Origin of the sequence: Ruegeria sp. HKCCA6707 (genome assembly GCF_013033515.1) — a bacterium.
Taxonomy (GTDB): Bacteria; Pseudomonadota; Alphaproteobacteria; order Rhodobacterales; family Rhodobacteraceae; genus Ruegeria.
In genome coordinates this window covers 1-25,461 of record NZ_WQEG01000010.1, presented here as the reverse complement: position 1 = coordinate 25,461, position 25,461 = coordinate 1, and the positions used below count along the sequence as shown (strand labels likewise).

General features: G+C 57.5%; 24 protein-coding genes. 10 read left to right on the top strand and 14 right to left on the bottom strand.

What is annotated here, in order from left to right; translation table 11 throughout:
• Position 1: 1 nt before the first annotated feature.
• The 4 genes from eno to GOW40_RS18570 all read right to left on the bottom strand — a co-directional run bounded on the left by eno (position 2) and on the right by GOW40_RS18570 (position 4,527).
• Complete coding sequence (eno, locus tag GOW40_RS18585) at positions 2–1,318, bottom strand: phosphopyruvate hydratase (protein ID WP_171133453.1); 1,317 nt, start codon at positions 1,316–1,318, stop codon at positions 2–4.
• A 289-nt stretch (positions 1,319–1,607) separates the two neighbouring features.
• Positions 1,608–2,369 carry an SDR family oxidoreductase gene (locus tag GOW40_RS18580; RefSeq protein ID WP_171133478.1) on the bottom strand — a complete coding sequence of 254 codons (762 nt, stop codon included), beginning with the start codon at positions 2,367–2,369 and terminating at the stop codon, positions 1,608–1,610.
• A 2-nt stretch (positions 2,370–2,371) separates the two neighbouring features.
• Positions 2,372–3,412 (bottom strand): zinc-binding dehydrogenase, encoded by a 1,041-nt coding sequence (locus GOW40_RS18575; protein WP_171133454.1) that lies wholly within the window; start codon positions 3,410–3,412, stop codon positions 2,372–2,374.
• Positions 3,409–4,527 carry a mandelate racemase/muconate lactonizing enzyme family protein gene (locus GOW40_RS18570; protein WP_171133455.1) on the bottom strand — a complete coding sequence of 373 codons (1,119 nt, stop codon included), beginning with the start codon at positions 4,525–4,527 and terminating at the stop codon, positions 3,409–3,411. Before GOW40_RS18570 ends, GOW40_RS18575 begins: the two co-directional genes overlap by 4 nt.
• A gap of 177 nt (positions 4,528–4,704) precedes the next feature.
• Here GOW40_RS18570 and GOW40_RS18565 point away from each other — a divergent pair, with 177 nt between their 5' ends.
• Both GOW40_RS18565 and GOW40_RS18560 read left to right on the top strand, forming a co-directional pair.
• Complete coding sequence (locus GOW40_RS18565; protein ID WP_171102069.1) at positions 4,705–5,412, top strand: FCD domain-containing protein; 708 nt, start codon at positions 4,705–4,707, stop codon at positions 5,410–5,412.
• Positions 5,413–6,339 (top strand): sugar kinase, encoded by a 927-nt coding sequence (locus GOW40_RS18560; protein WP_171133456.1) that lies wholly within the window; start codon positions 5,413–5,415, stop codon positions 6,337–6,339.
• A gap of 50 nt (positions 6,340–6,389) precedes the next feature.
• Here GOW40_RS18560 and GOW40_RS18555 read toward each other — a convergent pair whose 3' ends face one another.
• The 9 genes from GOW40_RS18555 to GOW40_RS18515 form a co-directional block, all read right to left on the bottom strand.
• Positions 6,390–7,823 carry an aldehyde dehydrogenase family protein gene (locus tag GOW40_RS18555; protein ID WP_217352327.1) on the bottom strand — a complete coding sequence of 478 codons (1,434 nt, stop codon included), beginning with the start codon at positions 7,821–7,823 and terminating at the stop codon, positions 6,390–6,392.
• 22 nt (positions 7,824–7,845) lie between these two features.
• Positions 7,846–9,348 (bottom strand): sugar ABC transporter ATP-binding protein, encoded by a 1,503-nt coding sequence (locus GOW40_RS18550; protein WP_171133457.1) that lies wholly within the window; start codon positions 9,346–9,348, stop codon positions 7,846–7,848.
• Positions 9,345–10,325: an ABC transporter permease gene (locus tag GOW40_RS18545; RefSeq protein ID WP_171133458.1), complete on the bottom strand. Its 981-nt coding sequence runs from the start codon at positions 10,323–10,325 to the stop codon at positions 9,345–9,347. The genes GOW40_RS18550 and GOW40_RS18545 overlap by 4 nt, the downstream gene beginning before the upstream one ends.
• A gap of 60 nt (positions 10,326–10,385) precedes the next feature.
• Positions 10,386–11,420 (bottom strand): sugar ABC transporter substrate-binding protein, encoded by a 1,035-nt coding sequence (locus GOW40_RS18540; RefSeq protein WP_171133459.1) that lies wholly within the window; start codon positions 11,418–11,420, stop codon positions 10,386–10,388.
• 84 nt (positions 11,421–11,504) lie between these two features.
• Complete coding sequence (locus GOW40_RS18535) at positions 11,505–12,461, bottom strand: ABC transporter permease (RefSeq protein WP_171133460.1); 957 nt, start codon at positions 12,459–12,461, stop codon at positions 11,505–11,507.
• 145 nt (positions 12,462–12,606) lie between these two features.
• Positions 12,607–14,223 carry a GMC family oxidoreductase gene (locus GOW40_RS18530; RefSeq protein WP_171133461.1) on the bottom strand — a complete coding sequence of 539 codons (1,617 nt, stop codon included), beginning with the start codon at positions 14,221–14,223 and terminating at the stop codon, positions 12,607–12,609.
• A gap of 248 nt (positions 14,224–14,471) precedes the next feature.
• The gene (locus tag GOW40_RS18525; protein WP_171133462.1) at positions 14,472–15,539 is read right to left on the bottom strand and encodes a zinc-binding dehydrogenase; all 1,068 of its coding nucleotides are present in this window, start codon (positions 15,537–15,539) and stop codon (positions 14,472–14,474) included.
• Positions 15,540–15,548: 9 nt separating this feature from the next.
• Entirely contained in the window at positions 15,549–16,265 is a 717-nt protein-coding gene (locus GOW40_RS18520; protein WP_171133463.1) for an SDR family NAD(P)-dependent oxidoreductase, read from the bottom strand.
• Positions 16,266–16,268: 3 nt separating this feature from the next.
• Positions 16,269–17,411 carry an extracellular solute-binding protein gene (locus GOW40_RS18515; RefSeq protein ID WP_171231115.1) on the bottom strand — a complete coding sequence of 381 codons (1,143 nt, stop codon included), beginning with the start codon at positions 17,409–17,411 and terminating at the stop codon, positions 16,269–16,271.
• A gap of 102 nt (positions 17,412–17,513) precedes the next feature.
• Between GOW40_RS18515 and GOW40_RS18510 the strand changes: the two genes are divergently transcribed.
• Genes GOW40_RS18510 through GOW40_RS18495 form a run of 4 tightly spaced genes read left to right on the top strand, consistent with a single transcriptional unit; the run spans position 17,514 to position 21,415 of the window.
• The gene (locus tag GOW40_RS18510; protein ID WP_171133465.1) at positions 17,514–18,278 is read left to right on the top strand and encodes an enoyl-CoA hydratase/isomerase family protein; all 765 of its coding nucleotides are present in this window, start codon (positions 17,514–17,516) and stop codon (positions 18,276–18,278) included.
• Positions 18,275–19,084, top strand: a complete 810-nt coding sequence (locus GOW40_RS18505) for an IclR family transcriptional regulator (RefSeq protein WP_171133466.1) — start codon at positions 18,275–18,277, stop codon at positions 19,082–19,084. The genes GOW40_RS18510 and GOW40_RS18505 overlap by 4 nt, the downstream gene beginning before the upstream one ends.
• A gap of 15 nt (positions 19,085–19,099) precedes the next feature.
• On the top strand, positions 19,100–20,266 hold the full coding sequence (locus GOW40_RS18500) for a CaiB/BaiF CoA-transferase family protein (protein ID WP_217352326.1): 1,167 nt from the start codon (positions 19,100–19,102) through the stop codon (positions 20,264–20,266).
• A 3-nt stretch (positions 20,267–20,269) separates the two neighbouring features.
• Complete coding sequence (locus GOW40_RS18495) at positions 20,270–21,415, top strand: CaiB/BaiF CoA-transferase family protein (protein WP_171136758.1); 1,146 nt, start codon at positions 20,270–20,272, stop codon at positions 21,413–21,415.
• 2 nt (positions 21,416–21,417) lie between these two features.
• On the opposite strand, the gene GOW40_RS18490 is transcribed toward GOW40_RS18495, so the two are convergent.
• Positions 21,418–21,774, bottom strand: coding sequence for an ABC transporter permease (locus GOW40_RS18490; protein WP_171133468.1), 357 nt, complete (start codon positions 21,772–21,774; stop codon positions 21,418–21,420).
• On the opposite strand from GOW40_RS18490, the gene GOW40_RS18485 reads away from it, so the two are divergent.
• Genes GOW40_RS18485 through GOW40_RS18470 form a run of 4 tightly spaced genes read left to right on the top strand, consistent with a single transcriptional unit; the run spans position 21,745 to position 25,220 of the window.
• Entirely contained in the window at positions 21,745–22,743 is a 999-nt protein-coding gene (locus GOW40_RS18485) for an ABC transporter permease (protein ID WP_171136759.1), read from the top strand. The two genes, GOW40_RS18490 and GOW40_RS18485, sit on opposite strands and share 30 nt — an antisense overlap.
• Positions 22,740–23,771, top strand: coding sequence for a zinc-binding alcohol dehydrogenase family protein (locus tag GOW40_RS18480; RefSeq protein ID WP_254444508.1), 1,032 nt, complete (start codon positions 22,740–22,742; stop codon positions 23,769–23,771). Before GOW40_RS18485 ends, GOW40_RS18480 begins: the two co-directional genes overlap by 4 nt.
• Positions 23,768–24,538, top strand: a complete 771-nt coding sequence (locus GOW40_RS18475; protein WP_171102092.1) for an SDR family NAD(P)-dependent oxidoreductase — start codon at positions 23,768–23,770, stop codon at positions 24,536–24,538. Before GOW40_RS18480 ends, GOW40_RS18475 begins: the two co-directional genes overlap by 4 nt.
• A 10-nt stretch (positions 24,539–24,548) precedes the next feature.
• Entirely contained in the window at positions 24,549–25,220 is a 672-nt protein-coding gene (locus GOW40_RS18470; RefSeq protein ID WP_171133470.1) for an RraA family protein, read from the top strand.
• Positions 25,221–25,461 lie beyond the last annotated feature (241 nt).

Sequence of the window (25,461 nt, the reverse complement as noted above, 5' to 3'; positions counted from 1 at the left end):
ATCAGGCTTCTTCTCCGACTTTTTGTGCCCAGACGGTCGAGGCCAGCGGTGCACCCTTTACAAAGGCCCCCTGCCCCATCTCGTCCCCGATGCGCAGGCATTCGTTCCATTTGGCCATCCGCTCTGACCGTGTGATGGACCCGACCTTCAGCTGGCCCGCCCCAAATCCGACCGACATATGGCTGATCGAGACATCTTCGGTTTCGCCAGATCTGGCTGAAACGATGGTGCCGTACCCGGCGGCTTTCGCAGCCGCCAGACACTCCATGGATTCGGTCACAGTACCCGCCTGATTCACTTTGATCAGAACCGCATTGCAGGCCCCGTCGCGCACCGCCCCTTGCAGCAGCGCGGCATTTGTCACCAGATAGTCATCACCGATAATCTGAACACGGCTGCCGAATTCCTGCGTAAAGGCACGCATCCCTTCGGGGTCATCTTCGGCAAGCGGGTCTTCGATCGACAGAATGGGGTAGTCATTCAACCACCGACCCAACAGGTCGATCATCTCATCGCGCCCAAGCTCTCGGTCTTCCAAAGCCAACCGGTACCGCCCGTTTGACCCGAATTCCGACGCGGCGATGTCCAGCGAGATGACAACCCGGTCACCGGGCTTTTCTCCGGCCAGTTCGATCGCGCGCACCAGCGTTTCCAGCGCTTCTTCGTTGTGGTCAAAGACAGGCCACCAGCCGCCCTCATCCGCAACACCTGCCAGGCGCCCCTTCTGCTTCATGATCGCACCCGCGGCGCGATACACTTCCGAGGTCACTTCCATCACCTCATCAAACGTATCGGCTCCGGGAACCATGACCATGAAATCCTGAATATCGACACGACGACCGGCATGGGCCCCACCACCAAAGATCTGAATTTCGGGCAGAGGCAAGCTGGGTTCATTTCCGGACAGGTCGGCGCAGTGGCGCCACAGGGGAACGCCTTTTGCCGCAGCGGCTGCATGCAAGACCGCCAGCGAAGTTGCCACTGTTGCATTGCCGCCCAGTTCACTTTTGAGCTTGCTTGGGTCCATATCCAGGATCGCCTGATCGACCTCAGCCTGATTCAGCACATTTTTGCCAATGATGGCCGGTGCTATCCGCGTTTCCACGTTTTTGACCGCGCGCTTCACGTCCATACCGTTCAAGGCAGAACCGCCGTCGCGCATGTCGATCGCCTCACGCGCACCGCGTGAAGCACCCGCCGGAGCGATGGCACGCCCGACCCGACCGGATTGGGTTGTTACAACAACTTCGACGGTTGGATTGCCACGGCTATCCCAAACGCGCCGCGCGTTAACATCTGAAATCAATTCATTTGGCATGTAGCCCCCAGCTCGCATCTCAGCGCATTGTTCACGTGAACATTTCAATTTGTTCTCCGCCTGTCAAGACGAGTCGATCATGATTTTTGAATTATCTCGAAACGCAGAGTTGACGGACAAGCCAGGGTCATTCCCTGGCTTTGAAGCCGCGTTGTTTCAGAGAAATGGGACACAGAAATAGTTGAGACATCCGGTGCCTCACTAAACATGCCGGCAAACTGATCCCGTGATGATTGCTGACGGGATCGGTCAAATAGGGCGCGCAGACGTTATGGGCGGCTTTGGGCGATCAACGCCCCATCCAACCACCATCCACCACGAGAATCTCCCCGTTCACATAGTCCGAGGCAGAAGACGCCAGGAAAACCGCTGGTCCGCCAAAATCACGCGGAGTGCCCCAACGCCCTTGTGGAATGCGATCCAGAATGGACCGCGCGCGATCGGGATCGTCTTGCAGGGCCTGCGTGTTATCCGTCGCGATATAACCCGGTGCTATGGCGTTAACGTTCACGCCTTTGGGCGCCCATTCATTTGCCAGAGCCTTGGTCAGCTGGCCCACCCCACCTTTCGAGGCGGCATACCCAGGAACCGTGATCCCACCCTGGAAGGTCAGCAGCGACGCGGTGAAAATGATCTTGCCCGATCCGCGCGCGACCATGCCCTTGCCAATCTCGCGGGACAGAACGAATTGCGCTGACAGGTTGACCTCAATCACCTCGTCCCACCACTCGTCAGGGTGTTCCGCAGCAGGCTTTCGCTTGATCGTGCCAGCGTTGTTGACCAGAATATCGGGTTGAAGCCCATCGGCCTGCACCTGCGCGGCAAAGGCAAGCACTGCAGCGCGATCAGAAAAATCGCATTGATAGCTGGTGAATTTTCGCCCAAGGGCGCGTACGGCCTGTTCGACCTCGCTGTCGGGCGAAAGACTGGCCGAGACACCAATAATGTCAGCACCAGCCTCGGCCAGCGCCTCGGCGATGCCCCGCCCGATGCCGCGTTTGCAGCCGGTGACCAGGGCTGTTTTGCCAGTGAGTTCAAAGGCGTTCAGTATGCTCATTCGATCTCTCCGACTTTGATGAGGCTTTTCATGGCTGTAGGGCTGCTATCAAGGGATTCAAAAGCAGTCTGGATCTCACTCAGAGGTGCGACATCGGTGATGACAGTTTCTGCATCCACCCCGCCTGAAGCGATGATCGAGATGGCATTCTCATAGTCTTCGGGCTCATAGACCCGCGCGCCGATCAGTTTGAGCTCGCGCCAGAAAAACCGGAACATGTCGATCTGCGGCTTCTGCGCATGGATCGCCACCATAACGATCCGCCCGCGTGTCGCCGCCACCGCTGTCATCGCGTCAACGCCCGGCTGCGTGCCCGACACTTCGAACACGACATCAGCGCCTTTGCCACCGGTTCGGGCATTGATGTCCTCGGCCAGATCAACCTCGACCGGGTTGACCGTGTCAAAACCCAGCTTCTGCGCAATCGCCAAGCGGTTGGGGTTTACTTCCGAGATCACAACACGCCCGCCCGCGTCCCGCGCGGTCATGGCCACAAGAATACCAATCGGCCCGCCCCCAATAACAACCACATCCTCGCCCGCCGTAAGGCCAGACAGGCGCACATCGTGGCAGGCGACGGCCACCGGCTCGATCAGCGCGGCATAGTCCAGACGCAAATCAGCAGGCAGTTTATGGATCGTGTGAGCGGGCACCACCCACAGCTCTTGCATCGCGCCATCAGTATCAAGGCCCAGGAATTTCAGGTTGTGACAGATATGCTCGTGACCCGCCTTGCAGGCCGGGCATTCGCCACAATGATCCAGCGGACGCACAACAACCTTCTGGTCCAGCAGGGACGCATCAACTTCTGCGCCGACCGATTCCACGACCCCGGACATCTCATGGCCGATAACCCGATTCTTGCCGACGCGGGCATCCATATTGCCATGGAACACATGCATATCGGTCCCGCAAATACCGCAATAGGCGACGCGGATCCGAACCTCGTTCGGACCCGGCTCTGCCGGTGTCGCCTGCTCGACGGCGAAGGTTTTGTCACCGCGATAAAACGCAGAGCGGATAGGTTCAGCAGTCATCTGTTCATGCCCTCATGTGCAGCTTGTAGTTTGTCCCAATCAAAACTCACGCCAACCCCAGGAGCCGAAGGCGCAATGGCCAGGTTATCCTCAACCACCAGCGGGCGATGGGTGTATTCATCAATCGGAAATGAATGGACTTCGATCCAGCCCGGATTCGGTTGCGCCGAGACCAGACTGACATGCAGTTCTTGCATACCATGCGAACAGACGCGGATGTCATGGGTTTGGCTTAGCTTCGCAACTTGCAACCAACCCGTGATACCCCCGCAATTTGACGCGTCGGGTTGAATAAAGCTCAACTTGGCATCCTCGAACGCATACTCGAATTCGTGAATGGTATGCAGGTTTTCACCCATGGCCAGCGGTATACCCGTCGCATCGGCTATGCGACCAAAACCTTTATAGTCATCGGGGATGATCGGCTCTTCAAACCAGGTGATGTCAAACGGCTTGAACGCTTCGGCGGCGGCGATGGCTTCATCAACGCTCATCGAGTAATTCGCATCCACCATGAAGGTGACATCAGAGCCAATCAACTCTCGGACCGCTTTGACTCGTGCGACATCTTCGGCCAGCGTGGGCTGACCCACTTTGATTTTCACCCCGTTGAATCCACGATCAAGGTACGACTGAATACTGTCCAGCAGCTTTGGCAAAGGAAAGTTCAGATCGATCCCCCCCGCATAGGCACGACACCGGTCGGACTGGCCACCCGCCATTTGCCATAACGCCAGACCCGTGCGCTTGCCACGCAGATCCCAAAGCGCGATATCAACCGCCGAAATCGCAAACGAGGCCACGCCGCCGCGCGCAACATAATGCACATGCCACTGCATCGCCTCATACAGGGCTTCAACCTCGGTCGCGTCTTTCCCGATCAGGAAGGGAACAAGATCATGTTCGATCATTGCCGCGATCGCGCGTCCGCCTTTGCCTCCGGTATAGGTGTAGCCGGTCCCTTCTGAGCCGTCATTCAAAGTTATGGTCACACACACAAGTTCAAAATGCGTGTGATCGCCATGCTTGGCATCGGTCAAGACCTCGGCCAGCGGTACTTCGAACAGGTTTACCTGCGCCCGGGCGATCTGACGGTCGGTGAGTGGGATGTTCATAGAATTCTCTTTTGGTACGACCAAATACAAGAAAAACTAATCAATTATCGAATTTTCTGTCAAGTTTATTGCGCAGATATATTTTTTTATCGTACAAAAGCACTGATCTCATTCGGCCTAGTCAGGGCCTATGTGGCGCAAGTCTTTGATGACTTTGCCCTACTTAAAGGAACAAGGATGACCGAACAAGACGTATCAGGCAGGGCAGCCGATCAGGTCGTGCGGGAAATCGAAAAGCGTGTGTATTCAGGCCATCTGGCAGATGGTGATCCGCTGCCGCCCGAGCGCAACCTGATGGAAGAGTTCGGCATATCGCGAACTGTGGTTCGCGAAGCGGTTCGGGTCTTGTCGTCGCGCGGGTTGATCGAGGCCAGACCGCGCCATCGTCCAGTCGTGCGCAAGCCCAGTTTTGACACCGCCGTCGACGCGGTGAGCGGGATCGTGACGCATCTTTTGACCGAACCAAACGGGGTCAAAAACCTGTTCGACTGCCGCGCCATGATCGAAGTGTCCCTGGCACGGCAGGCCGCGGAAATCGCAAACAAAGAAGATTTGGCTAGCTTGAAGGCCGCCGTGGAAGCAAATGGCGCGGCTATCGAAGACAGTCAGGTCTTTTATGCGACGGACATGGCCTTTCACCGCGTTCTCTACGAAATCCCCCGCAATCCTGTTCTTCCGGCAATCCACAAAGCTTTTGTGGCCTGGCTCGAACCGCAATGGTCCCAGATGCCGCGCCTGCCTGATCGCAACCGGAACAATTTCCGTGCGCACACGGCGATTTTGGACGGCATTCTAATGCGCGACCCAGACGCCGCCGAGGCCGCAATGTCCGCGCATCTTGAAGGCGCCTGGACGCAGGTTTCTTCGACATTCAAGGATCTATAAATGACCCACCCCAAACGCTCACTCCGTCGCATCGCCTGCATCGGAGAAGTGATGATCGAGCTGATTGCCGGCAAGGACGGCCAAGCGGCACTTGGCATCGCAGGAGATACGTTCAACACCGCTGTCTATCTTGCAAGGCAGTTGCGCGGGACCGAGGCCACCGTCTCTTATGTCACCGCTTTGGGTACAGATCCCTATTCCGACCGTATTCTGGCGGCCATGCACTCTCATGGGCTGAATACTGATTGCGTCGAGCGACGCGCAGATCAGATGCCGGGCCTTTACGCAATTGAAACCGACGACGCGGGTGAGCGCAGTTTCTATTACTGGCGGTCCGCTTCAGCGGCGCGCAGCCTGTTCCAGACCCCTTGCGAGATCACATTGGAAAGCCTGAACCAGTTCGATCTTGTACTGCTGACAGGCATTTCGATGGCCATTCTGCCCCAGCATATCCGCGATCAGATCATCGCGTGGATCGACAGGTTTCGTGCAGCGGGTGGCACGGTTGTCTATGACAGCAACTACCGCCCGCGCCTGTGGGAAAGCCCTGAGATCGCTCAGCAGGTCAATACCGCCATGTGGGCACGGGCAGATATCGCGCTGCCCTCGGTTGATGATGAAATGGCCATGTTCGGTGACGCTGGTCCAAATGAGGTTTTGCAGCGCCTGACGGCCAATGGCGTGACACGGGGAGCCTTGAAACGCGGCGCCGAAGGACCGCTGGACCTTGCCTCGGGGGATACGCCCAACGGGTTGCGCCATGTCGCCAAAGTGATCGATAGCACTGCCGCCGGTGACAGTTTCAACGCAGGCTACATCGCCGCCATCATTCAAGGTCAAAGTGATCTGGAAGCCGCAAAGGCCGGTCACAACCTCGCAAGTCAGGTGATCCAGTATCCCGGTGCGATCATCCCCGACACAGCCTGACGGGTCGGCAGGCAAAGAGCTTTTGGCACTGTGCCTGCCGCAATATGTGATCAGAATTTCTGATACACTGTCCGCTTTTGCAGATAGCCTTCGATGCCATAGACACCGTCTTCGCCACCCACACCGCTCAGCTTGTGGCCATTGTGGTAGCCTTGAATATATCCAATGATGCCGGAATTCAGAAAGATGGTTCCGGTTTCAAGACGCTGGATGGCGTCCATATAGACCGAAGGGTTTTGCGTCCACAGATAGGCGGACAGCCCATCCGGGCGGTCATTTGCAATCGACAGCGCCTCTTCATAGTCAGCCACCCGAACGACAGGCAAGACCGGGCCAAAGATCTCTTCGCGCACCGCGGCTGTGTCGGCGGATGCGTTGACCAAGACGGTAGGTTCGTACCAGTTGCCTGCCGCATATTCAGTACCTTCGGGCCGTTTCCCTCCGGTTGCAATCGCAGCCCCACCGGCCACCGAATCCGCCACGATCCGTTCGACCCGCTCCAACGCGCCGGGGGTCGTGATCGGCCCCATGCCGCCGTTGGTCATCGGGTCACCGACCTTGATCTTGGCCACATGCGCCAGCAATTTCTCAGTGAACGCGTCGGCTACCGCCTCTTCGACCAGCACCGATTCCGAGCAGATGCAGACCTGCCCGGCATTGGCAAATCGCGCTATCGCGCAGGCTTCGGCGGCGGCATCAAGATCGGCATCTTTCAGAACGATAAAGGGCGCGCTGCCACCCAGCTCAAGCGACAGGGCGGTGATATTCTTGGCCGAGGCCTGCGCCACCGCCTGACCCGCGCGGATCGAACCGGTCAGGGTGATCAGGCGAACGGTCGGGCTTTCGACCAGCGGCGCGCCAACTTCGGCACCCGTGCCTGTCACCATGTTGATGACGCCTGGGGGCAGACCGGCCTCTTCGACAATACGGCAGAACACCGACGCGGTTACAGGCGTCGCCTCATGCGGTTTGAGGATCATCGTGTTGCCCGTCACCAGCGCAGGCCCGGCTTTGCGACCGATCAGGGCTAGCGGATAGTTATAGGCACACAGGCCCAGCGTGACACCAAAGGGCACCTTGTAGATGAACAGCTGTTCACGTGGATTATCGGACGGGAAAATATCCCCGCGCAGACGCCGCGCCGCCTCGGCGGAATAGGTCATATAGCGGATGGTATCAGTTACCTCACCGGCCGCTTCTGCAAGGGTTTTGCCCTGCTCTTTGACCAGCAATTCCTCCAGCAGCGCGCGTTCGCGCTCGATCCCTTCGGCGATCTTGTAGATGTAACCGGCACGTTCAATAGGTGGCAACAGCGCCCATTCCTTCTGTGCCCGCGCCGAGCTTTCTATCGCCCGGTCGACCTCGGCCTGGGTACAGGCGGGAACTTCGGCCCAAACCTCTCCGGTTGCCGGATTGCGCACCTCCATCCTGGCACCGTTGCTGGCTTCGACCCACTCATTGTCAATGAAGCATTTGTAGAACACAGGTGTTCTCTCCTTTAATCGATTAATGCGGCTGACCCGCGCCTGCCATGTCTGCAAGCATCTGATCTTTCTCGAAATTCGGGTACACGTATTCCGAAACGCTTTGCCCTTGGTACAAGGTCAAAACCCGGTCAGCCAACATGATGACTTCGTCAATCTCATAGGATAGGATCAAGATCCCCACGCCACGTTCGGCCAGGTCTTCGATGATCCGATAAATATCGGCCTTGGCATGGACATCGATGCCCCGCGTGGGCTCAAGCAGGATCAACAGTTCAAGGTCTTCGTCCAGCCAGCGCGAGAAACAGATTTTCTGCTTGTTGCCGCCCGACAGAAACCGGATTTCCTGATCCGGTGACGAGGTTTTGGTCGATGTATCCCGGATGGCTTTGTCGACCACCTTGTCGATATAGCCCCCATCGATCAGCCCGGCGCGCACGGTCTTTTCAAGGAACGGCAAGGCGATGTTATCTCGGACGGACAGAGGTGGCAAAATACCGTTCTTGTCCCGGTTTTCGGTAACAAGCCCCATCCCGTCCCGCACTGAAACCGAGGGCCCGCGGCCAGGTTTGAGAGGGCGGCCTTTGTAGTGAACCGTGCCTTGATAGTCGCCGTCCAGGCCAAAAATGGCCTTGGCCAGTTCAGGCGCGCCGCAGCCGCGCAGGCCGGTCATGACAACGATCTCACCGGGGCGAACCTCAAGCGACACCTGATCATAGGTGCCCGCTTTGCACAGGTCCTGCACCGACAAGAGAGGGTCACCCTCGATCTCTTTGTGCGGTTTGACGAAATGCTCAAGCTCTTCGCCGGTCATCGACTGGATAACGGCGTCTTCGGTTGTGTCCGAGGTGCGCTCGGACAGCACGATTACACCGTCCCGCATAACGGTGACCTGTTCAGCGATTGAAAAGATCTCGGGCATGTGATGCGAGATATAGATGATCGCGATGCCTTCGGCCTTCATCCGGGCGATGAATTCGAACAGACGATCCTTGTCTTCTTCGGATAGGGCCGAAGTGGGTTCGTCCATGACAATCAGCCAACTGTCGGACATCAGCGCCCGAATGATCTCGACAATCTGTTTCTCGCCCGAGTTCAACTCGCGCACAGGTTTGTTGGGATCCAATGACAATCCAAAACGATCCAGCTGCATTTTGACCTGACGCGCCATCTCGCGCTTGTCCAGGAACGGGGTTCCGCCCCGCTTCAGCTCGCGCCCCAGAAAGATGTTCCCGGCCACGGTCAGCTCATTGATCAAAGACAGCTCTTGGTGGATCATGGAAATCCCGGCCTTGGCCGCATCGGCAGGCGCGGTGATCTCGATGGGCTTGCCGTTATGTTCGATAACGCCTTCGTCTTTTTGATAGACGCCGCCCAGCACTTTCATCAAGGTCGACTTGCCCGCACCATTCAGGCCGACAAGAGCGTGAACCTCACCGGACACACAGGAAAAATCGACATTGTCCAGCGCGCGGGTGGCAAAAAAGCTTTTGCCAATGCCCTTCATATCGATGCGGTTGCTCATGCGGTTTTCCCCCGCTGCGTATAGGTATCCAGCAGAACGACGCCCAACAGGATCATGCCCTTGATCAGGCTTTGCAGGTACGGGTTGGTTCCGGTCAGAACGAGGCCGTTGATGATGATGCCATAAAGCAGCACGCCAAGGATTGTTCCCAGCAGCATCCCTCGCCCGCCAAACAGCGACGTGCCCCCAAGGATCACCGCAGTGATTGCGTCAAATTCCAGATAGAGACCAGCCCAGGGTTGCCCTGATGAGACGCGCCCAACCGTGATGATGGCCGACAGCCCAGCCAACGCACCGGACAGAACATAGACCCACACAAGTGTTTTTTCAGGCCGACGTCCCAGCACAAAGGCCGTGGCAAAATTCGATCCCGCCGCATAGACGTCGCGGCCAAAGGTGGTTTTGTAGAGCACAACCGACAGCGCGATGAACACCAGCGCGACAAAGGGGATCACCACAGGCATGTTGCCCCAGCTCACACCGCCCAGCCACAAGAAAGTCTGGTTCGATACATTGATCGAATCTGCATCGTAGATCACCAAAGCCAAGCCACGGGCCAACGCAAAGGTGGCAAGCGTCACCATAAAGGCCGACAGCTTCAACCGCCCGATGAAAAAGCCGTTTACAGCTCCGATGGCCATGCCAGCAAAGATGGCAGCGGCAAAGCCAATGAACGCGCTTCCGGTTGTCGTCAGTGCAATGACCCCGACACCACCGGAAAAGGCCACGTTCGATCCGACGCTCAGATCAATGCCTCCGGTCAACATGACAAAGGTCATCCCCATCGACAGCAGAAAGAGCACCGCGATTGATCGCAGAAGGATGCCGATATTGGTCAGGGAATAGAAGTTCTCGTTGGCGAAACTGAACCCGACCGAAGCAATAACGATCAAACCGATCAGGACCAGATACCGAAGGGTCAAACCATCGAGCTTTTTGGTGTTTTGTGCCGATGAAGCCATAGCTGTACTTGTCATCTTTTTATTTCCCAATCGGAGACACGTCGGCACCCTGTAGGATGCCGACGCAAGCAGCGTTTACTTCACGCTGTCAGGACCAAATTCCAGGTACCCGTTCTGCGCGACTTCCAGCGCCTGGTCGACATAGTAAACCTGAACATCTTCGGGGAAGCCGTTCTCCAGCGCGATCTTGTGGTTCTCTTCGCTCAGAACCAGCGGCGTGAAGAAGTCATAGACTTTGTCCGGCGTCTCGCCTTTGTGAATGCGATAAGCCATCTGCACAAAGTTCCAGCCTTCACGCGTACCCGACAGCAGAATGTCAGCTTTGACATTTCCGCCTTCCATCTGCTGCATGATCGGAATGTCGCCATCATAGCCATAGAAGTGCAGATCGTCGCGACCGCTGTTCGCTGCGATTGCGATCGACGGATACATATACCCATCGGTCACACCGGAAATCGCGTCCAGGTCAGGGAACTGGGTCAGCCAGTTTTCGGCAATGGATTGTGCCTTGACAGTGTCCCAGTCGGCGGGCTGTTCGGCCACAACTTCGACATTGTCACAAGTCGAGATACCCTTCAGGATCCCTTCACGGCGCGCTTCACCCGACGGGTTACCGGCCTGACCCAGCATGATGCCAACCTTATAGGGCTCACCATCCGACAGGGCGCACATGGCCATGCCTTGATTGGTTCCGTTGACCACATCACCCAGTGTGAAGCTGTAGTCAGCGCTGTCCATCGGCGAGTGAACGGCAATCCAGGTGATACCCTCGGCCTGAGCCTTGGCCACCAAGGGTTCGAACGCATCCACGTTGATCGCGTTCACGAACATGATGTCAGGCTTTTCGTTGATCGTGACCTCAGCCTGCTGGATCATCTTTTCCAGCGAACCTTCGGCAGACAGCCAGCGCCCGGTGACCTTCACATCGTCGAAGGCCTCGTCATAGGCTGCAATCGCGTCTTCAAAGCCCGACAGCCACGCCACGTGGTAAGGAGCGACATGGCCATCATTGATGAACACAATGTCCAGGGCGTCATCTGCCAATGCTGCACTTGCGGCAAAGGCTGAAACAAGGGCGGTGGTTGCCGCCAAGGTTTTGGATAATTTCATTGGATTATTTCCTCCGTATTAATCCGATTAGTGATCCGGTTGACCCGGACTTTTGGTTTCTGATTTACAGTTTGCCTTCCTTCTTCAGTGCGCCTCGGCCTGGCGGGATTGCCAAAGCACCCAGTTCGCACCCAGCGCTGCCAGAATGACCGCGCCTTTGAAGACCTGGTGCCAAACGTCTTCGACATTCAGCAAATTCAATGCGTTGTTGATGACACCGATGAACAAGAGCCCCCAGAACGCACCACCGATGGTGCCGCGCCCGCCCAGGATCAGTGTTCCACCGATGATAATGGCCGCGATGCCGTCCAGCAGCAGCCCGTTTCCGTCCAAGCCGGGCTGCACAAACCCCATGCGGGTCGACAACATGATTCCGGCAAAGCCACTGCACAGACCCGAGAACATGAAGATCCCGATCTTGACCCGGTCGACATTGATACCGGCCAGCTTGGCGTTCTCTTCGCTGTTGCCGATGGCGACAACGTAGGACCCCCAACGCGTGTGATTATAGACGATGTAGGCCAGCACAAAGAGCACGACGAGAAACAGGAAGGACCAGTAAAAGCCCATGAATTTCTCGGATCCGACAAAGCGAAAGAACCCACCCATCAAAAAGATCTGCTGCCCGCGAGGGATGATCAGACCCGAAAGCCCCTGTGCCATGAACAGCATTGAGAGCGTGACGATAAAAGCCGGAAGTTTGAGCTTTGCCACCAAGACGCCATTCAAAAAGCCAAGCGCCAACGACGCCACGATAACGGCCACGATGCCGACGGCGACACCACCCGTCAGGCCAAAACAAACGCCCAAAAGAATCGCAAAAAGGACCGAGCCCATGCCCATCGAAAGATCAATATTGCCTGAAACAACGACAAAGAACTGACCCAAAGCGATCAGGCCGATGGGGACAATCTGGCGCGAGATCGCCGACATGTTTTCTACGCTCATAAAGCGCGGGCTGATCAGAAAGAACAACAGGCACAAAGCCAGAGTCACAAAGATGATGTTCTTTTCTCGCAGAAGCCGTCCTAGGTCAGGCATTTGATCCCCCCAATCCTCCATTCGCACTTTTTGGTACGACCAAACTTATTCCGAGAGGACCCAATCTTACTTGTATTGTCAAGAAGACTTTCTAGGCTTACCTTATTGTCGTACAAAAAATTTTGGTTGACTCCCAAAACCGTCATCACAAAACCCCCAGAACCATGTCTGCACACCGGTCGCCCAGCATCATGGCCGGTGCGTTTGTGTTGCCTGCAGGGATCTCGGGCACAGCTGACATGTCACAGACCCGCAGACCCTGAATGCCCCGAACCCGCATCCGCGCATCAAGTACAGCCATCTTGTCGCCATCGGCGCCCATCTTTGCTGTGCCTGCCGGGTGGAAGTTGGTTTTGACGACCTTCCTGCAATGCTCGACCAGACCGCTGTCGGACATATCCAAAGGCGCAACAACCTTGTCGATCTTGCTGGCCAAGGGCTCGGTCTCCATCGTCTGCCGGAAATACCGCAACCCCTTGATCATTTCGTCCATATCCCGCTGATCCTGCAGGAAGTTCGGATTGACCAGCGGCATATCCGCCGGATTAGCCGAGGCCAGTTGAACATCCCCGGTCGAATGCGGCTTGAGCAGAACCATCTGAATGGAAACGCCGTAATCCTCTTTGATGTCTTTCAACTGCTCGTCGTTCAGATACATCACCGGGATGCAATAGGCCTCATGGGTCGGCGGCGCCTCGGGGTCGGTCGGGTTCAGGAAACACGCCGCTTCCAAGCCGGTAGTAGTGATCCTGCCGCGCCCGAACAGTTTGAATTCAAGCCCGTTGCGGATCATGTTCCAACCACGATCCTGACCCCAATAGCCATAAGGCCCATTGGCGCGCGCGACGACCGAGACATCCGGGTGATCCTTGAGGTTCTGGCCCACACCGGGCAGATCCTCTTCAACCGCGATCCCGTGGGTTTGAAGATGCGCGGCTGGCCCCAGACCAGAAAGCATCAGCAGCTTCGGTGTCACAAGGGCACCGGCGGTCAACAAAACCTCGCCGTCAGTTCTGACCTCGTGTTCGACACCGGATTTGTCTTTGTAGACAACACCAACCGCACGCTTGCCTTCGATCAGAATACGTTGAACCTGGGATTCCAACCGGATGTCGAGATTTGGGTCGTTCTTCAGCGGGTCGATAAAGGCATAGGCCGCCGAGATCCGCTGACCCTGATTATAGGTGAACTGGAAATACCCAACCCCTCGTTGGGTTTTCCCGTTGAAATCGGGGTTGAACGGCTCGCCCTGTGCCTGAATGGCCTGCACAAACCAACGGGCCATGTCGTCGATATAGCCCGGGTCCGAGACCACCAGCTTGCCGTCACAACCGTGTAGATCGTCGTTAAACTTCTTGTTGCCTTCCAGCCGCTTGAAATGCGGCAGGACGTCTTCCCAATCCCAGCTTACCGCGTCGTTATTGCCCCGCAGTATCTCATTCCATTCAATGTAATCACTCGGCCGACCGCGCACATAGGCCTGACCATTCACAGTCGAGCCACCACCCAGAACATTGCCCTGCGGAATTTTCGACTGTCGCCCGTTCAAATGCGGCTGCGGGACCGACATATGGTTCTTGAAAAACTTCGAGTCGTTTTTCAGCAGTTTGAACACACCCGGCGGCATGTCCAACAGAGGGTGGCGATGGTGGTGGCCCCCTTCGAGAAGCAGCACTTTTGCGCCGTTTTCAACCAAGCGCGACGTGGCTACACATCCGGCTGATCCACCTCCTACGACGATATGGTCAAATGTTTCTGCCATATTATTCCCCCTTACGCTGCCTCCTCCCGGACCTCCTCCGGGCGGGTGCGCTCAGTTCAGGCACTTGATGCCCTCAACTCTACATTCTCATGTTTGGTATGACCAAACTATTCAAAGAGGACCGAAACTTGCCCATTTTGTCAAGATAGCTTTCAAGATCCGCTTTATCGTCGTACAAAATTCCAACCAACTCCTGAAACCACCCTCACAAATTCCTATGACCTTGTCCTCACACCGCTCCCCCAGCATCATGGCCGGTGCGTTTGTGTCGCCCCGCCGGGATCTTTGTTCACTTGACCGAGGATGATGATCTTTCCGTATGCCTTACCGCTGGTCATCAGCTCCAAAGCCTTAGCCGTCTCTTCCAATGGAAAAGAACCCGCCGTCAGCACGTCGAAATCAATCGACCCGGCTTCGATCAACTGCACTGCTTGCTCGAATTCCGAGTTGAACTGAAACGAGCCAACCACTTCGAGCTCTTTCAACATGATCAGGTTCAACGTCACTTCGGCAGCGCGCAGGTGAACATTGCTTAGGATCGAGACCCGCCCCTTCTGCCGGGCCGCATCCAGCGCGGTGTTGAAAGCGGGCAGCGCGCCGCTGGCCTCAATCACAACGTCGAACTGCTTGGTCAGGTCCGCGGGATCGAACTCGCCCACAACCAAACCTGTCTTAGCCCCCGCGCGCAGCGCCACATCAACCGCCTTGGGCCGAAGATCCAGCGCCGTCACCTCGGCGCCGCGCGCCGCTGCACCGGCAATCGCCAAAAGGCCCATTGGGCCGCACCCCGTCACAAGTACTTTTTGACCAGCGGAAACCCCGCCTTTGTTCAGCGAATGCAAAGCGCAGGCCAGAGGTTCGGCAAACGTCAGATGGCGCGGGTCGACGTGATCGGCAACCGGACGACAGCACCGCACCGGATGATCAATCACTTCTCGGAAAAACCCGTCAAGATGCGGGACCGTGGTGGCGGAACCTGGGAACTTCTTGGCTGTACACAGGTTGACCTCACCGCGCTTGCAAGCCTCACAAACCCCGCAATTCATGATCGGGTTCAGTGCGACCAACTGACCAGCCTTCAGGTCCGAGCCATTGGGGTCGGTCACCCAGGCGCAGGCCTCGTGACCCAATGTCACTGGGTTGCACAGCTGGAACCCGGCATTGGCGAAATCGGCGAAGTAATGCATGTCGGTTCCGCACAGGCTTCCCACAGCAAGGCGTAACCGCGCATGGCCATCGGGAATCTCAGATGCCACCGTCTGATCCTGAGAAGAGATGGCTCGTGCGGCAGTCAGTTTCGTTTCGATCAGGGTCATGGTCTTTTCTCAGAATCCGATTGCATATCCGCCGTCGACCGGCAGGTTGACGCCGTTCACATAAGCGGCCTGGTCAGACGCCAGGTAGAAGATGGAGTTCGCAACATCCTCGGGCAGACCAAACCGATGTGTCGGAATGCGCCCTTCGATCTTGTCGCGCCGCGCGGGATCACGAGCCAGAACCGCGCGGGTCATGTCGGTGTCGATAAAGCCAGGGCTGACCGCATTGCAGCGAATGCCGTAAGGTGCTGCATCCACCGCAACCGAGCGCGTCAATCCAACCACCGCAGTCTTTGCGGTCACATAGGCCGCAGCCGAAGGTAAAGCCATGATGCCGCCCATCGACGCCACGTTGACAATCGCGCCGCCAACCTCGCGATGCAGCGCGACATAGCGCCCGCAGATCGCAAACATCGCCCGCACGTTGATATCCAACACCGTGTCCAGTTCATCCGGCGCAACATCCCAGATCGGCTTTTTCAGATGCACCCCTGCGTTGTTGACCAGCGCCGCAAGGGGCCCGACCTCGGAATGCAGCGTGGCCAGCCAATCCGCCGACCGGTCGCTGGCGATGTCACATTGAATGAAATGCGCCCCGTCACCCAGAGAATCAAACTCGGCCCGGCTGCGGGCGACGACATAGACTTGATATCCCGCCTCCAGGAAACGGCGCGATTGGCTCAGGCCCAGGCCCTTGTTCCCTCCGGTGATGACAGCAACAGACATTATTCAGGCCTTCTGAAGATTGTGACGGTAAAGAGAGTTGATCTGCGTCAGGAAATCCTCTGCTGGGATATCCTTGCGGAAAAAGTCGGACATGATCTCGCAGACGTCATCGACGAAACCCAGGAACCAGATATCGCGCGGGCGTGTCCAGGCGTTGTCGATGGTGTGAAATGCGCCTTTGAAGAACCCTGCAAGATAGGGGTTTTCAGCCTGCGCCAGCCATGTATGGCGGTTCGCGGGCTGGCCGTTGTTGTCAAGATAGACACCCGATTGCACCGCGCCGGACGTAATCCATTGCGCAAATGCAATCGCCTCGTTGGGGTGCTGGGTCTTGGCGGACACTCCAATACCAGCACCCCCAAGGATTGCGCGAGGCAGGGAGTAACCCTCGCACAGCGGTAGATCAAAATATGAAATCTTATGGTCTCTGAAGCCCGGCCGCGCATAGTTCACATAACCAAACAGGCAGGGCGAACAGGCGAATTCATCGGTTGTGCTGAGGGTCTCAAGCACCTTGATCGGGTTCATTTCGGTCTGCGCGGACGGGCCCAGTTTGTAAAGCGCGCGCAGGATCCCAAGCGCATAGAGGCCATTGGTTTCTGAAACAAATTCATCAGGGTTGATCGGCATGACCTCGCCCCCGCGCCCGGCGACCAGGGTCATGAACATGTCAAACGCATCGACAGGCAAAAGCGGTGTGATCGCGCGGTACTGCGACGCTTCAGACCTGAGAAAGTCTTCCCAATAGACGGGCTGGGGCGCATCCAGATCCGGTCGGCACGCGGCCATCTGACATGCCGCGTCGATTGCATAAGCCCAGCATTGCCCATTCCACAAATAGCTTTCTGCAGATCCCCCCAAAGACGCATCTGCATCTTCGGGTTCCGGCAACGGTAGCAAAGCCCCGGTTTCGGCAATCTGTCCAACATGAGGGTGGTCAAGCACGATGAAATCATGGGTTTCAGCCAGACCCGCGATCGGTGCATCCGCAAATGCCTGAAGCGAACGCTTGTCCCAAGACAGCTCGATACCCCGCTGCGCGGCATAAGCCTTTGAGGCCGCCACAACCGGCTCGAACCCTCTTGGTTGATCCCAGGTCATTCCCTTCAGCTTCATCCACCACGCCCCTTTTGACGCAAACAGCATGGCGCAAGTTGACAGGTTATTGCAAGTATAAAAATTACTTTTGTATTTGAAATAGGTTGTGCTAGGCTCTTGCCCAAGAGTTATAGAATTGAGTGAGACTCCATGAGCGAGACCGAAAACGGATGCGTTCGAATCGAATTTCGAGAAAACACTGCCGAAATCGTTCTGGACCGCCCTGAGAAACACAACGCGCTGACCCCCGAAATGTACCGGCAATTGGCCGATTGCTGCACCAAGGCGAACGAGGCCAAAGACGTGCATGTGGTGGTTTTCCACGGCGCTGGCGAAAAGGCGTTTTGCGCCGGTTCAGATATCAAGGCATTGGAAGGGTATGAGGATTTCTGGGCCTGGCGTAACCGGTTCGACTATATCCCGCCCATCCTTGCTCTGCGCAAACCTGCCATTGCCGCAGTCAAGGGCTGGGCCTTGGGCGGCGGGCTTGAAATCGCTCTGGCCTGTGATCTGCGCGTGGTTGCGCGTTCAGCGCAGTTTTCAGCCCCCGAAGTACAACTGGGCTGGAACGGAGCAGGCGGCGCAGCCCAACATCTGACCCGAATGTGTGGTTATGGCCAGGCAATGAAGATCCTGCTGACAGGTCAACGGTTCTCGGCAGAAGAGGCCAACAGGATCGGCATGGTCGAGTATCTGGTGGAGCCCGGAGAAGAACTGACCCAGGCACGCGCGCTTGCGCAGGACATTGCCGCCCACTCACCCGTTGCAACTCAGGCTGTTAAAGCCGCCGTGCGCGGGGCAATCGATTTGACCACGGAACAAGGCTTGCGCAACGAAAATGAATTGATGTCCCTCTGTTTCGCAAAGGCCGAGCAGGCTAGACTCCTCGCCTCAGCCAAAGGGGAAAGCGGATGACAAAATCGGGCAACATCGCAACCACTGCATCAAAGAAAGAAAAATCGATGGTTCCGGCCGTCGAAAAGGCACTGGATGTGCTGGAGCTTCTGGCCGACTCCCCGTCAGGGCTGACGATGAATGAGATCGTGGATGCGCTTGGACGTACGATGGGCGAAATCTACCGTGTCGTGGTCTATCTCGCTGATCGTGGATATCTGCGGCAAGACGAGGAAACCAACCGGTACGCGTTGACGCTCCAACTGTTTGAGCTGTCCCACCGCCACGATCCAACAGAACGCCTGATCCAGGCCGCACTGCCAATGCTGGAACGTATTTCCGCGCGCAGCATGCAATCGTGCCATTTGGGTGTGCTGAACCGCGAGAACATTCTGGTTCTGGCGTCGATCCAAAGTCCGCTGCCTGCAGGCTATGCTGTCAGAACCGGCGCCTTGTTTCCGGTCGAGCAGACCAGTTCAGGCCATGTGATCCTGGCCTTTTCTGCAGATGATGTTCAAAAGCGCTATATCGCCCGGTTGCCCGCCAAAGCGCAGAAGAAGACGAAAGAGCGCTTGGCGCGTATTCGCATGGACGGGTTCGAGGATACACCAAGCAAGATGGTCAGCGGCGTTCGTAACCTCTGTGTACCGGTGTTCGACAGCCGGGGTGTCACCGCTGCAATCACTTCGGGTTTCATTGCCCAGACCAAGGAAACCGCGTCCGCAGCAGAGACGCTTTCCACAATCCGTGTCACAGCGGCCGAGCTGTCAAAGTCCTTAGGCTTTCAGATAAGCTCCAGCCCCTTCGAGGCGGCTTTGACTGTTTAATTGAAAGGAATACCCATGACCGAAGCGCCGCAGATGCGCCCCCTGGACGGGCTCCGCGTGCTTGATTTTGCGCAGTTTCTGGCAGGTCCCGTTGCCGCGTTGCGCTTGGCCGATCTGGGGGCCGAGGTCATCAAGATCGAAAGACCTCAAGGCGGTGATCTGTGCCGGTCAATGGTGGTGAACGATCAGAAGGTCGGCAATGACAGTCTTGTGTTTCATACCTTCAATCGCGGCAAGAAAAGCGTAACCGCTGATCTGAAACAGTCCACGGATCTGGAAAAGATCCGCGCGCTGATTACTGAATGCGATGTGATGATCCACAATTTCCGCCCGGGCGTGATGGAACGTATCGGTCTGGGCTATGACACCGTCAAGGCACTGAACCCGCGCATGGTCTATGGGGCTGTGTCCGGCTACGGGACCGACGGCCCCTGGGTGGCCAAGCCCGGACAAGACCTTCTGGTGCAATCGCTGTCGGGCATCGCCTGGCTGAACGGCAATGCCCAGGATGGTCCCGTTCCGACCGGCTTTGCCATGTTGGATGTGGCAACCGCTGGCAATCTGGTTCAGGGTATTCTGGCTTGTCTGGTGCGCCGAGGCGTGACCGGCAAAGGCGGGCTTGTGGAGGTGGACTTGTTGTCGGCGGCCATCGACATGACCTTTGAACAATTCACCTGCTTCCTCAACGACGACCAACGCCAGCCGCAACGCCACGCATTCGGCAACGCCAACCCCTATCAGCCTGCTCCTTACGGTATTTATCGCACGTCAGACGGATATATGGCGCTGGCGATGGCCCCTCTGGCGAAAGTGGCCGATCTGCTTGACGCGCCCGAGCTGTCAGAGTTTGGCCAGGATCAGGCCTTTTCGCGTTTAAATGAGATCAAGGCGGTGATTGCAGGGATCATCGAACAAAAGCCCGCCCAGCATTGGGTCGGCCTGTTGGAACCCACTGGCATCTGGTGCGCCGAGGTTCTGGACTGGCCCGGCTTTGTCGCCAGTGACGGGTTCAAGGCCCTTGATCCGGTGCAGACCATTCGCACCGCGTCGGGGCAAGAGGCACAGACAACGCGCTGTCCGATCAGGATTGATGGCAAAGCCCTGAAAAACCCCGCAGGTGCGCCCGAATTGGGGGCAGATACACAGGACGTGCTGGGTGCGCTGGAATTTGAAACAAGCTGATCCATGATTGCGCCGCTCAAAGGGATAACGGTTGTCGACTTCAGCCAGTTTCTCGCCGGGCCCTATGCCTCGCTGAAACTGCTCGACATGGGTGCGCGAGTCATCAAGGTTGAGAACCCCGACAAGGGCGATCTGTGCCGACAGATCTACTTGTCGGATACCCGGATCGAAGACGACTCGACCCTGTTTCATTCCATCAACCGTGGGAAAGAAAGTATCGCGCTGGACCTGAAATCGCCCCAAGGGCTTGAGGCGGCCCGGCGGCTGATCGGGCGCGCTGACATCGTTATTCAGAATTTCCGCCCCGGTGTCATGGAGCGGTTGGGACTTGGTTATTGCGATGTCCAACAGATCAAGCCCGATATCATATATGGCTCGGTGTCAGGCTATGGCCCCAGCGGAGAGTGGGCCGATCTACCGGGTCAGGATCTGCTGGCGCAGGCCCGGTCGGGGATCATGTGGCTCAACGGGAATGCCGAACAAGGGCCTGTTCCCGTTGGCCTGCCCATTGCAGATATCAGCGCCGGAGCCAATCTGGCGCAAGGCCTGCTGGGGGCCTTGTTTCATAGGTCGCGTACTGGCGAAGGCGCATTGGTCGAAACCAGCCTTCTAGACTCCCTGCTCGACCTGCAATTTGAATTTCTCACCACCTATCTGAACAACGGTGAACGGCCGCCGCAACGGTTAAAGCAAGGCTCTGCCCATGGCTATCTGGCTGCGCCCTACGGTGTCTATGAAACCGCAGAAGGGCATCTGGCGCTGGCGATGACACCGATTGAAACCTTGGCAAAGCTGATGGACCTGCCCGATCTGTGCGGGGATCAGGACGATCCGGGCTATCTGTTCCAACGGAAAGAAGAGATATTCAACCGCTTGCAACGCGCTTTTCGCACCCGCAGCGCAAAAGCATGGGAACAGGAACTTGGACCGCAGGGCGTCTGGTGCGCGCGGGTTCTGGACTGGCCCGAAACGCTGGCGTCAGACGGCTTCACCGACATGATCCAGCAGGTTCAAACGTCGTCCGGCACGGACCTGCGCATGATGCAATCGCCCGTTCGGTTTGGCGGAACGCGGGTGGCGGAGTTGCAAGCGGCACCCCTGCTCAACGAACATGGGGCCGCCCTGCTGAAAGAGATAGGGCTCGGCTGAGATCAGCCGTTTTGGCCACGCAGCGGTTCGGGTGGGGACACGAGCGTGCTGTCTATCCCAAGCCGGGCCGCACGCTGAGACTCGAGCGCGGATTTCTGTCGCATCGCCGAATACCGATCAATGGCCACCGCCGCCAACAGCACCGATCCCCTTACGATATCGTAGATATAAGGCGACGCGTTCATCAGGTTCAGGCCGTTGTCGATCAGCACCAGAAAGATGGCTCCGATGACCGAGCCGACCACGGTGCCTGCCCCCCCACTCAACTTGGTACCGCCCAGGATGACGGCGGCGATCACCGTGAACTCGATGCCGATGCCGATACCCGATTGCAGCAGCCACCCGCTGCCGACAAACATCGCGGAGGCAACGCGATCCTGGGCCTGCTGCGCGAGCTCGCTTTGGTGCCTCCGATCGTCGCGCTGATCGTGATAGGCGCTTATGTTGACGGAAACTTCCTTACGCTTGCCAACCTTGCAACGATCCTGGGCGCATCCGCGGCGTTATCCTTGTTGGTTCTGGGTGAAAGCCTAATCATCATAACCGGCAAATTCGACCTGACACTGGAAAGCAATGTGGGCATTACCCCTGCGCTTGGTGCGATGCTGGTGATCCCTGCGGCTTCGGCCGGGTTTGGCACCGAATGGCCCGTGGCGCTGGCGCTAAGCTGCACCTTATTGGCCGGGGCCATCATCGGGATCCTGAACGGGTTCATGATCGTCAAACTTAAACTGAACGCCTTCATCGTCACTCTGGCGATGCTGATTGTCCTGCGGGGGCTGCATGTGGGCGTCACCGAAGGCCAGACCCTGTGGGATATGCCCAGCAGCTTTTTCTGGTTGGCCACAAAGACATTTCTCTGGATGCCCATATCTGTCTGGCTGGCTTTGATTGTCTTTATCTGTGCCGGCGTGTTCATGCGCTATCACCGGACAGGTCGGGCCATCTACGCAATCGGCGGCAACGCCGAAGCAGCGCGCGCGGCGGGCATCCGCGTCGAACGGATCACAATGGGCGTGTTCATCTTCGCCGGGATACTGGCAGCGGTGGCGGGCATCATCCTTACCGGCTATGTCGGCGCGATCAGCGCAAGCCAGGGCCAAGGTATGATCTTTACCGTCTTTGCCGCAGCGGTCATCGGTGGCATCTCACTGGACGGCGGCAAAGGGTCGATGATTGGCGCTCTGACCGGTGTTCTTCTGCTGGGGATCGTGCAGAACATTCTGACACTGGCGCAGGTGCCTTCTTTCTGGATCCAGGCCATCTATGGTCTGATTATTCTTGGATCTTTGATGATCGCCCGCATTACCAACCCGAACTCGCAATGACGGACCGTTTGATGAAGGCACTGCGCATAGAAGCCGTGGGGAAATCCGTCCTGTGTGATATCCCCGCACAAACCCCCGGACCGGGCGAAGTGCGCGTGAAAGTGCACTATGTCGGGCTGTGCGGCAGTGATTTGAATACGTTTCGCGGCAAAAACCCCTTGGTTGCTTTCCCCCGGGTCCCCGGGCACGAGGTGGCCGGCACAATTGTCGAAATCGGAGCAGGCGCGCCCGAAGGTCTAGAGTTGGGACAATCCGTGATCCTCTGGCCCTATTCGGCCTGCGGTGAGTGCACCTCCTGCAAGGCAGGTCGCAGCTATGCCTGCCGTTTCAACCAGACCATGGGTGTGCAACGCGACGGCGCGTTGCGCGAAGAGATCGTTGTTCCTGCCGATTCAGTGATCCCGAACACGTCACTCCCGCCGCGCCGACTCGCGCTGGTCGAGCCGCTTTCGGTCGGCTTTCATGCAGCCAGACGCGGGTCGGCAGGCGCGGGAGACACGGTTCTGGTCCTTGGCTGCGGCATGATCGGAATCGGAGCGATCATGGCTGCAGCGCGCGCTGGCGCGAAGGTCATCGCGGTTGACCCGATAGCCGCCAAAGAACAGGTGGCACGCGCAAGTGGCGCGGCGCAGTTTCTGACCTTGACCGGCCCGGAACTGGCGCAAGAGATCGAGCGACTGACCCAGGGTGCCGGTGTCGATCTGGCCATCGAGGCAGTCGGCATCCCCGAGACCTTTGTCGCTGCCGTAGATCTGGCGGCCTATTGCGGTCGGGTGGTGTATGTCGGGTATTCCAAGGCGCCTGTCACCTACGAAACCAAACAGTTCAACCTGAAAGAACTGGACATCTTCGGCTCGCGCAATGCCAGTCGCGCGGATTTCGATGATGTGGTGGCCGCGCTCGAAGAGCTTGGATCAGACGCCGATCTGCTGATCACGCGCGAGATTGCGCTGGCCGATGCAAGCGGTGCCCTGCCCTATTGGGATCAGCACCCACAAGAGGTTTTGAAACTGGTAGTGGCACTATGACAACTGATCTGAACAAGATTTACGGGCTGAGCGGAAAACAGGCGCTGGTCACCGGCGGGGGCAGCGGATTGGGACTGGCCATTGCGCAATGTCTGTCCCGCGCGGGTGCACGGGTGATCATCGCGGGCCGACGCACCGATGTCCTGCGCAAGGCGTGCGACGATATCGGGGGCAATACGGCTTGGCATCAGTTGGATCTGTCGGATGTCGACAGCGTCGCTGCGCAAGCACAAGCCATCCGAGACACCCACGGCCCGATCGACATATTGGTCAATAACGCTGGCAATACGGTGAAAAAACCATTCCTCGACAGCGGCATCGCCGAATTTGATAGCGTGTTCGACGTGCATGTACGCGGTGCACTGGAACTGACGCGTGCGCTTGTTCCAGATCAGATCGAGGCGGGCGCGGGTGCCGTATTGTTCACCTCATCAATGACTGCCTTCATCGGCCAGCCCAGCGTTCTGGGCTATACTACAGCCAAAACCGCCCTGACCGGAGTGGTGCGTGGCCTGTCGGCCGAGCTTTCTAGCCAGGGGGTTCGCGTGAATGCAGTCGCTCCGGGCTGGATCGATACCGACCTGTACCGCAAAGCCACCGCCGGGGACCTACCGCGACAGCAAAAGATCCTGTCGCGCATTCCCATGGAACGGCTTGGCGCCCCCGAAGATATCGGTTGGACCTGCGCGTTTCTCGCCTCGCCCGCCGCCAAATACATCACCGGCCAGGTCGTCCTTGTGGATGGCGGTGCCGCCACAGGATTTTGAGAGATCAACCATGACCGACACCCAGATGTTCACCCAGATCAAAGAGCAGCTTTTTACCGCTGTGGTTGGCGACGTTCTCGACGTCATGGGCCATAGCAATCAGTTCCTGCCGCAGTCGATCAAACCGCTTGTCCCCGGGACCAAACTTGTGGGACGCGCCATGCCGGTGCTCGAGGCCGATTATCCCGATGGGGCGGGCCATGGACCGATGGCCGACAAACCGTTTGGCATCATGTTCGAAGCACTGGACAGTCTGCGGGAAAACGAAATCTATCTGGCCAGCGGGTCCTCTTTTGACTACGCGCTTTGGGGCGGGCTGATGTCCACGCGGGCGCAGCATCTCAAGGCTGCAGGCGCCATTCTGGACGGCTTTGTGCGTGACACTGATGAAATTCGCCGCCTCGGGTTTCCGGTGTTTTCAAGGGGCAGCTTTGCCCAGGACCAGGGCGTACGCGGCAAAGTTCTGGACTATCGCGTCAAGATGCAGATCGGTGCAACCGTAGTGGCCCCTGGCGATCTGATCTTTGCAGATGAAGAAGGCGTCCTGGCCATTCCTGCCGAAGTAGAACAGGAAGCGGTCGAAAAGGCGCTGGACAAGGTGGCAACCGAAAACAAGGTGGCCATTGCCATCAAAGAGGGCATGAGCACTGTTGAAGCCTTTGAGAAATTCGGCGTGATGTAACTCACGCGCCCAAAGCGGTGGTACACCGCCGAGACCAAATCTCTGACCCTGCCGACCGAAACCGTTTGTCCGCAGAATCTGATGACAAGCAGCGTTGCCGATGAACGTGCCCCCTTTGCGAAGGAAGTAACAAAGGGGGCACGCCCGAGGCCGGGGAAAACCCCGGCCGGGGAGGAGGATCAGGCTCCGACCTGTGTGCGCATGTCGTCTTTGCTGATGCCTGCGACGGCGACGGGTTTTT

Excerpts from the sequence above, each read along its gene's own strand:
- eno (WP_171133453.1), bottom strand. The coding sequence starts at position 1,318 with ATGCCAAATGAATTGATTTCAGATGTTAACGCGCGGCGCGTTTGGGAT.
- GOW40_RS18575 (WP_171133454.1), bottom strand. The coding sequence starts at position 3,412 with ATGACTGCTGAACCTATCCGCTCTGCGTTTTATCGCGGTGACAAAACC.
- GOW40_RS18570 (WP_171133455.1), bottom strand. The coding sequence starts at position 4,527 with ATGAACATCCCACTCACCGACCGTCAGATCGCCCGGGCGCAGGTAAAC.
- GOW40_RS18565 (WP_171102069.1), top strand. The coding sequence starts at position 4,705 with ATGACCGAACAAGACGTATCAGGCAGGGCAGCCGATCAGGTCGTGCGG.
- GOW40_RS18560 (WP_171133456.1), top strand. The coding sequence starts at position 5,413 with ATGACCCACCCCAAACGCTCACTCCGTCGCATCGCCTGCATCGGAGAA.
- GOW40_RS18550 (WP_171133457.1), bottom strand. The coding sequence starts at position 9,348 with ATGAGCAACCGCATCGATATGAAGGGCATTGGCAAAAGCTTTTTTGCC.
- GOW40_RS18545 (WP_171133458.1), bottom strand. The coding sequence starts at position 10,325 with ATGACAAGTACAGCTATGGCTTCATCGGCACAAAACACCAAAAAGCTC.
- GOW40_RS18540 (WP_171133459.1), bottom strand. The coding sequence starts at position 11,420 with ATGAAATTATCCAAAACCTTGGCGGCAACCACCGCCCTTGTTTCAGCC.
- GOW40_RS18535 (WP_171133460.1), bottom strand. The coding sequence starts at position 12,461 with ATGCCTGACCTAGGACGGCTTCTGCGAGAAAAGAACATCATCTTTGTG.
- GOW40_RS18530 (WP_171133461.1), bottom strand. The coding sequence starts at position 14,223 with ATGGCAGAAACATTTGACCATATCGTCGTAGGAGGTGGATCAGCCGGA.
- GOW40_RS18525 (WP_171133462.1), bottom strand. The coding sequence starts at position 15,539 with ATGACCCTGATCGAAACGAAACTGACTGCCGCACGAGCCATCTCTTCT.
- GOW40_RS18520 (WP_171133463.1), bottom strand. The coding sequence starts at position 16,265 with ATGTCTGTTGCTGTCATCACCGGAGGGAACAAGGGCCTGGGCCTGAGC.
- GOW40_RS18515 (WP_171231115.1), bottom strand. The coding sequence starts at position 17,411 with ATGCTGTTTGCGTCAAAAGGGGCGTGGTGGATGAAGCTGAAGGGAATG.
- GOW40_RS18510 (WP_171133465.1), top strand. The coding sequence starts at position 17,514 with ATGAGCGAGACCGAAAACGGATGCGTTCGAATCGAATTTCGAGAAAAC.
- GOW40_RS18505 (WP_171133466.1), top strand. The coding sequence starts at position 18,275 with ATGACAAAATCGGGCAACATCGCAACCACTGCATCAAAGAAAGAAAAA.
- GOW40_RS18500 (WP_217352326.1), top strand. The coding sequence starts at position 19,100 with ATGACCGAAGCGCCGCAGATGCGCCCCCTGGACGGGCTCCGCGTGCTT.
- GOW40_RS18495 (WP_171136758.1), top strand. The coding sequence starts at position 20,270 with ATGATTGCGCCGCTCAAAGGGATAACGGTTGTCGACTTCAGCCAGTTT.
- GOW40_RS18490 (WP_171133468.1), bottom strand. The coding sequence starts at position 21,774 with ATGTTTGTCGGCAGCGGGTGGCTGCTGCAATCGGGTATCGGCATCGGC.
- GOW40_RS18480 (WP_254444508.1), top strand. The coding sequence starts at position 22,740 with ATGACGGACCGTTTGATGAAGGCACTGCGCATAGAAGCCGTGGGGAAA.
- GOW40_RS18475 (WP_171102092.1), top strand. The coding sequence starts at position 23,768 with ATGACAACTGATCTGAACAAGATTTACGGGCTGAGCGGAAAACAGGCG.
- GOW40_RS18470 (WP_171133470.1), top strand. The coding sequence starts at position 24,549 with ATGACCGACACCCAGATGTTCACCCAGATCAAAGAGCAGCTTTTTACC.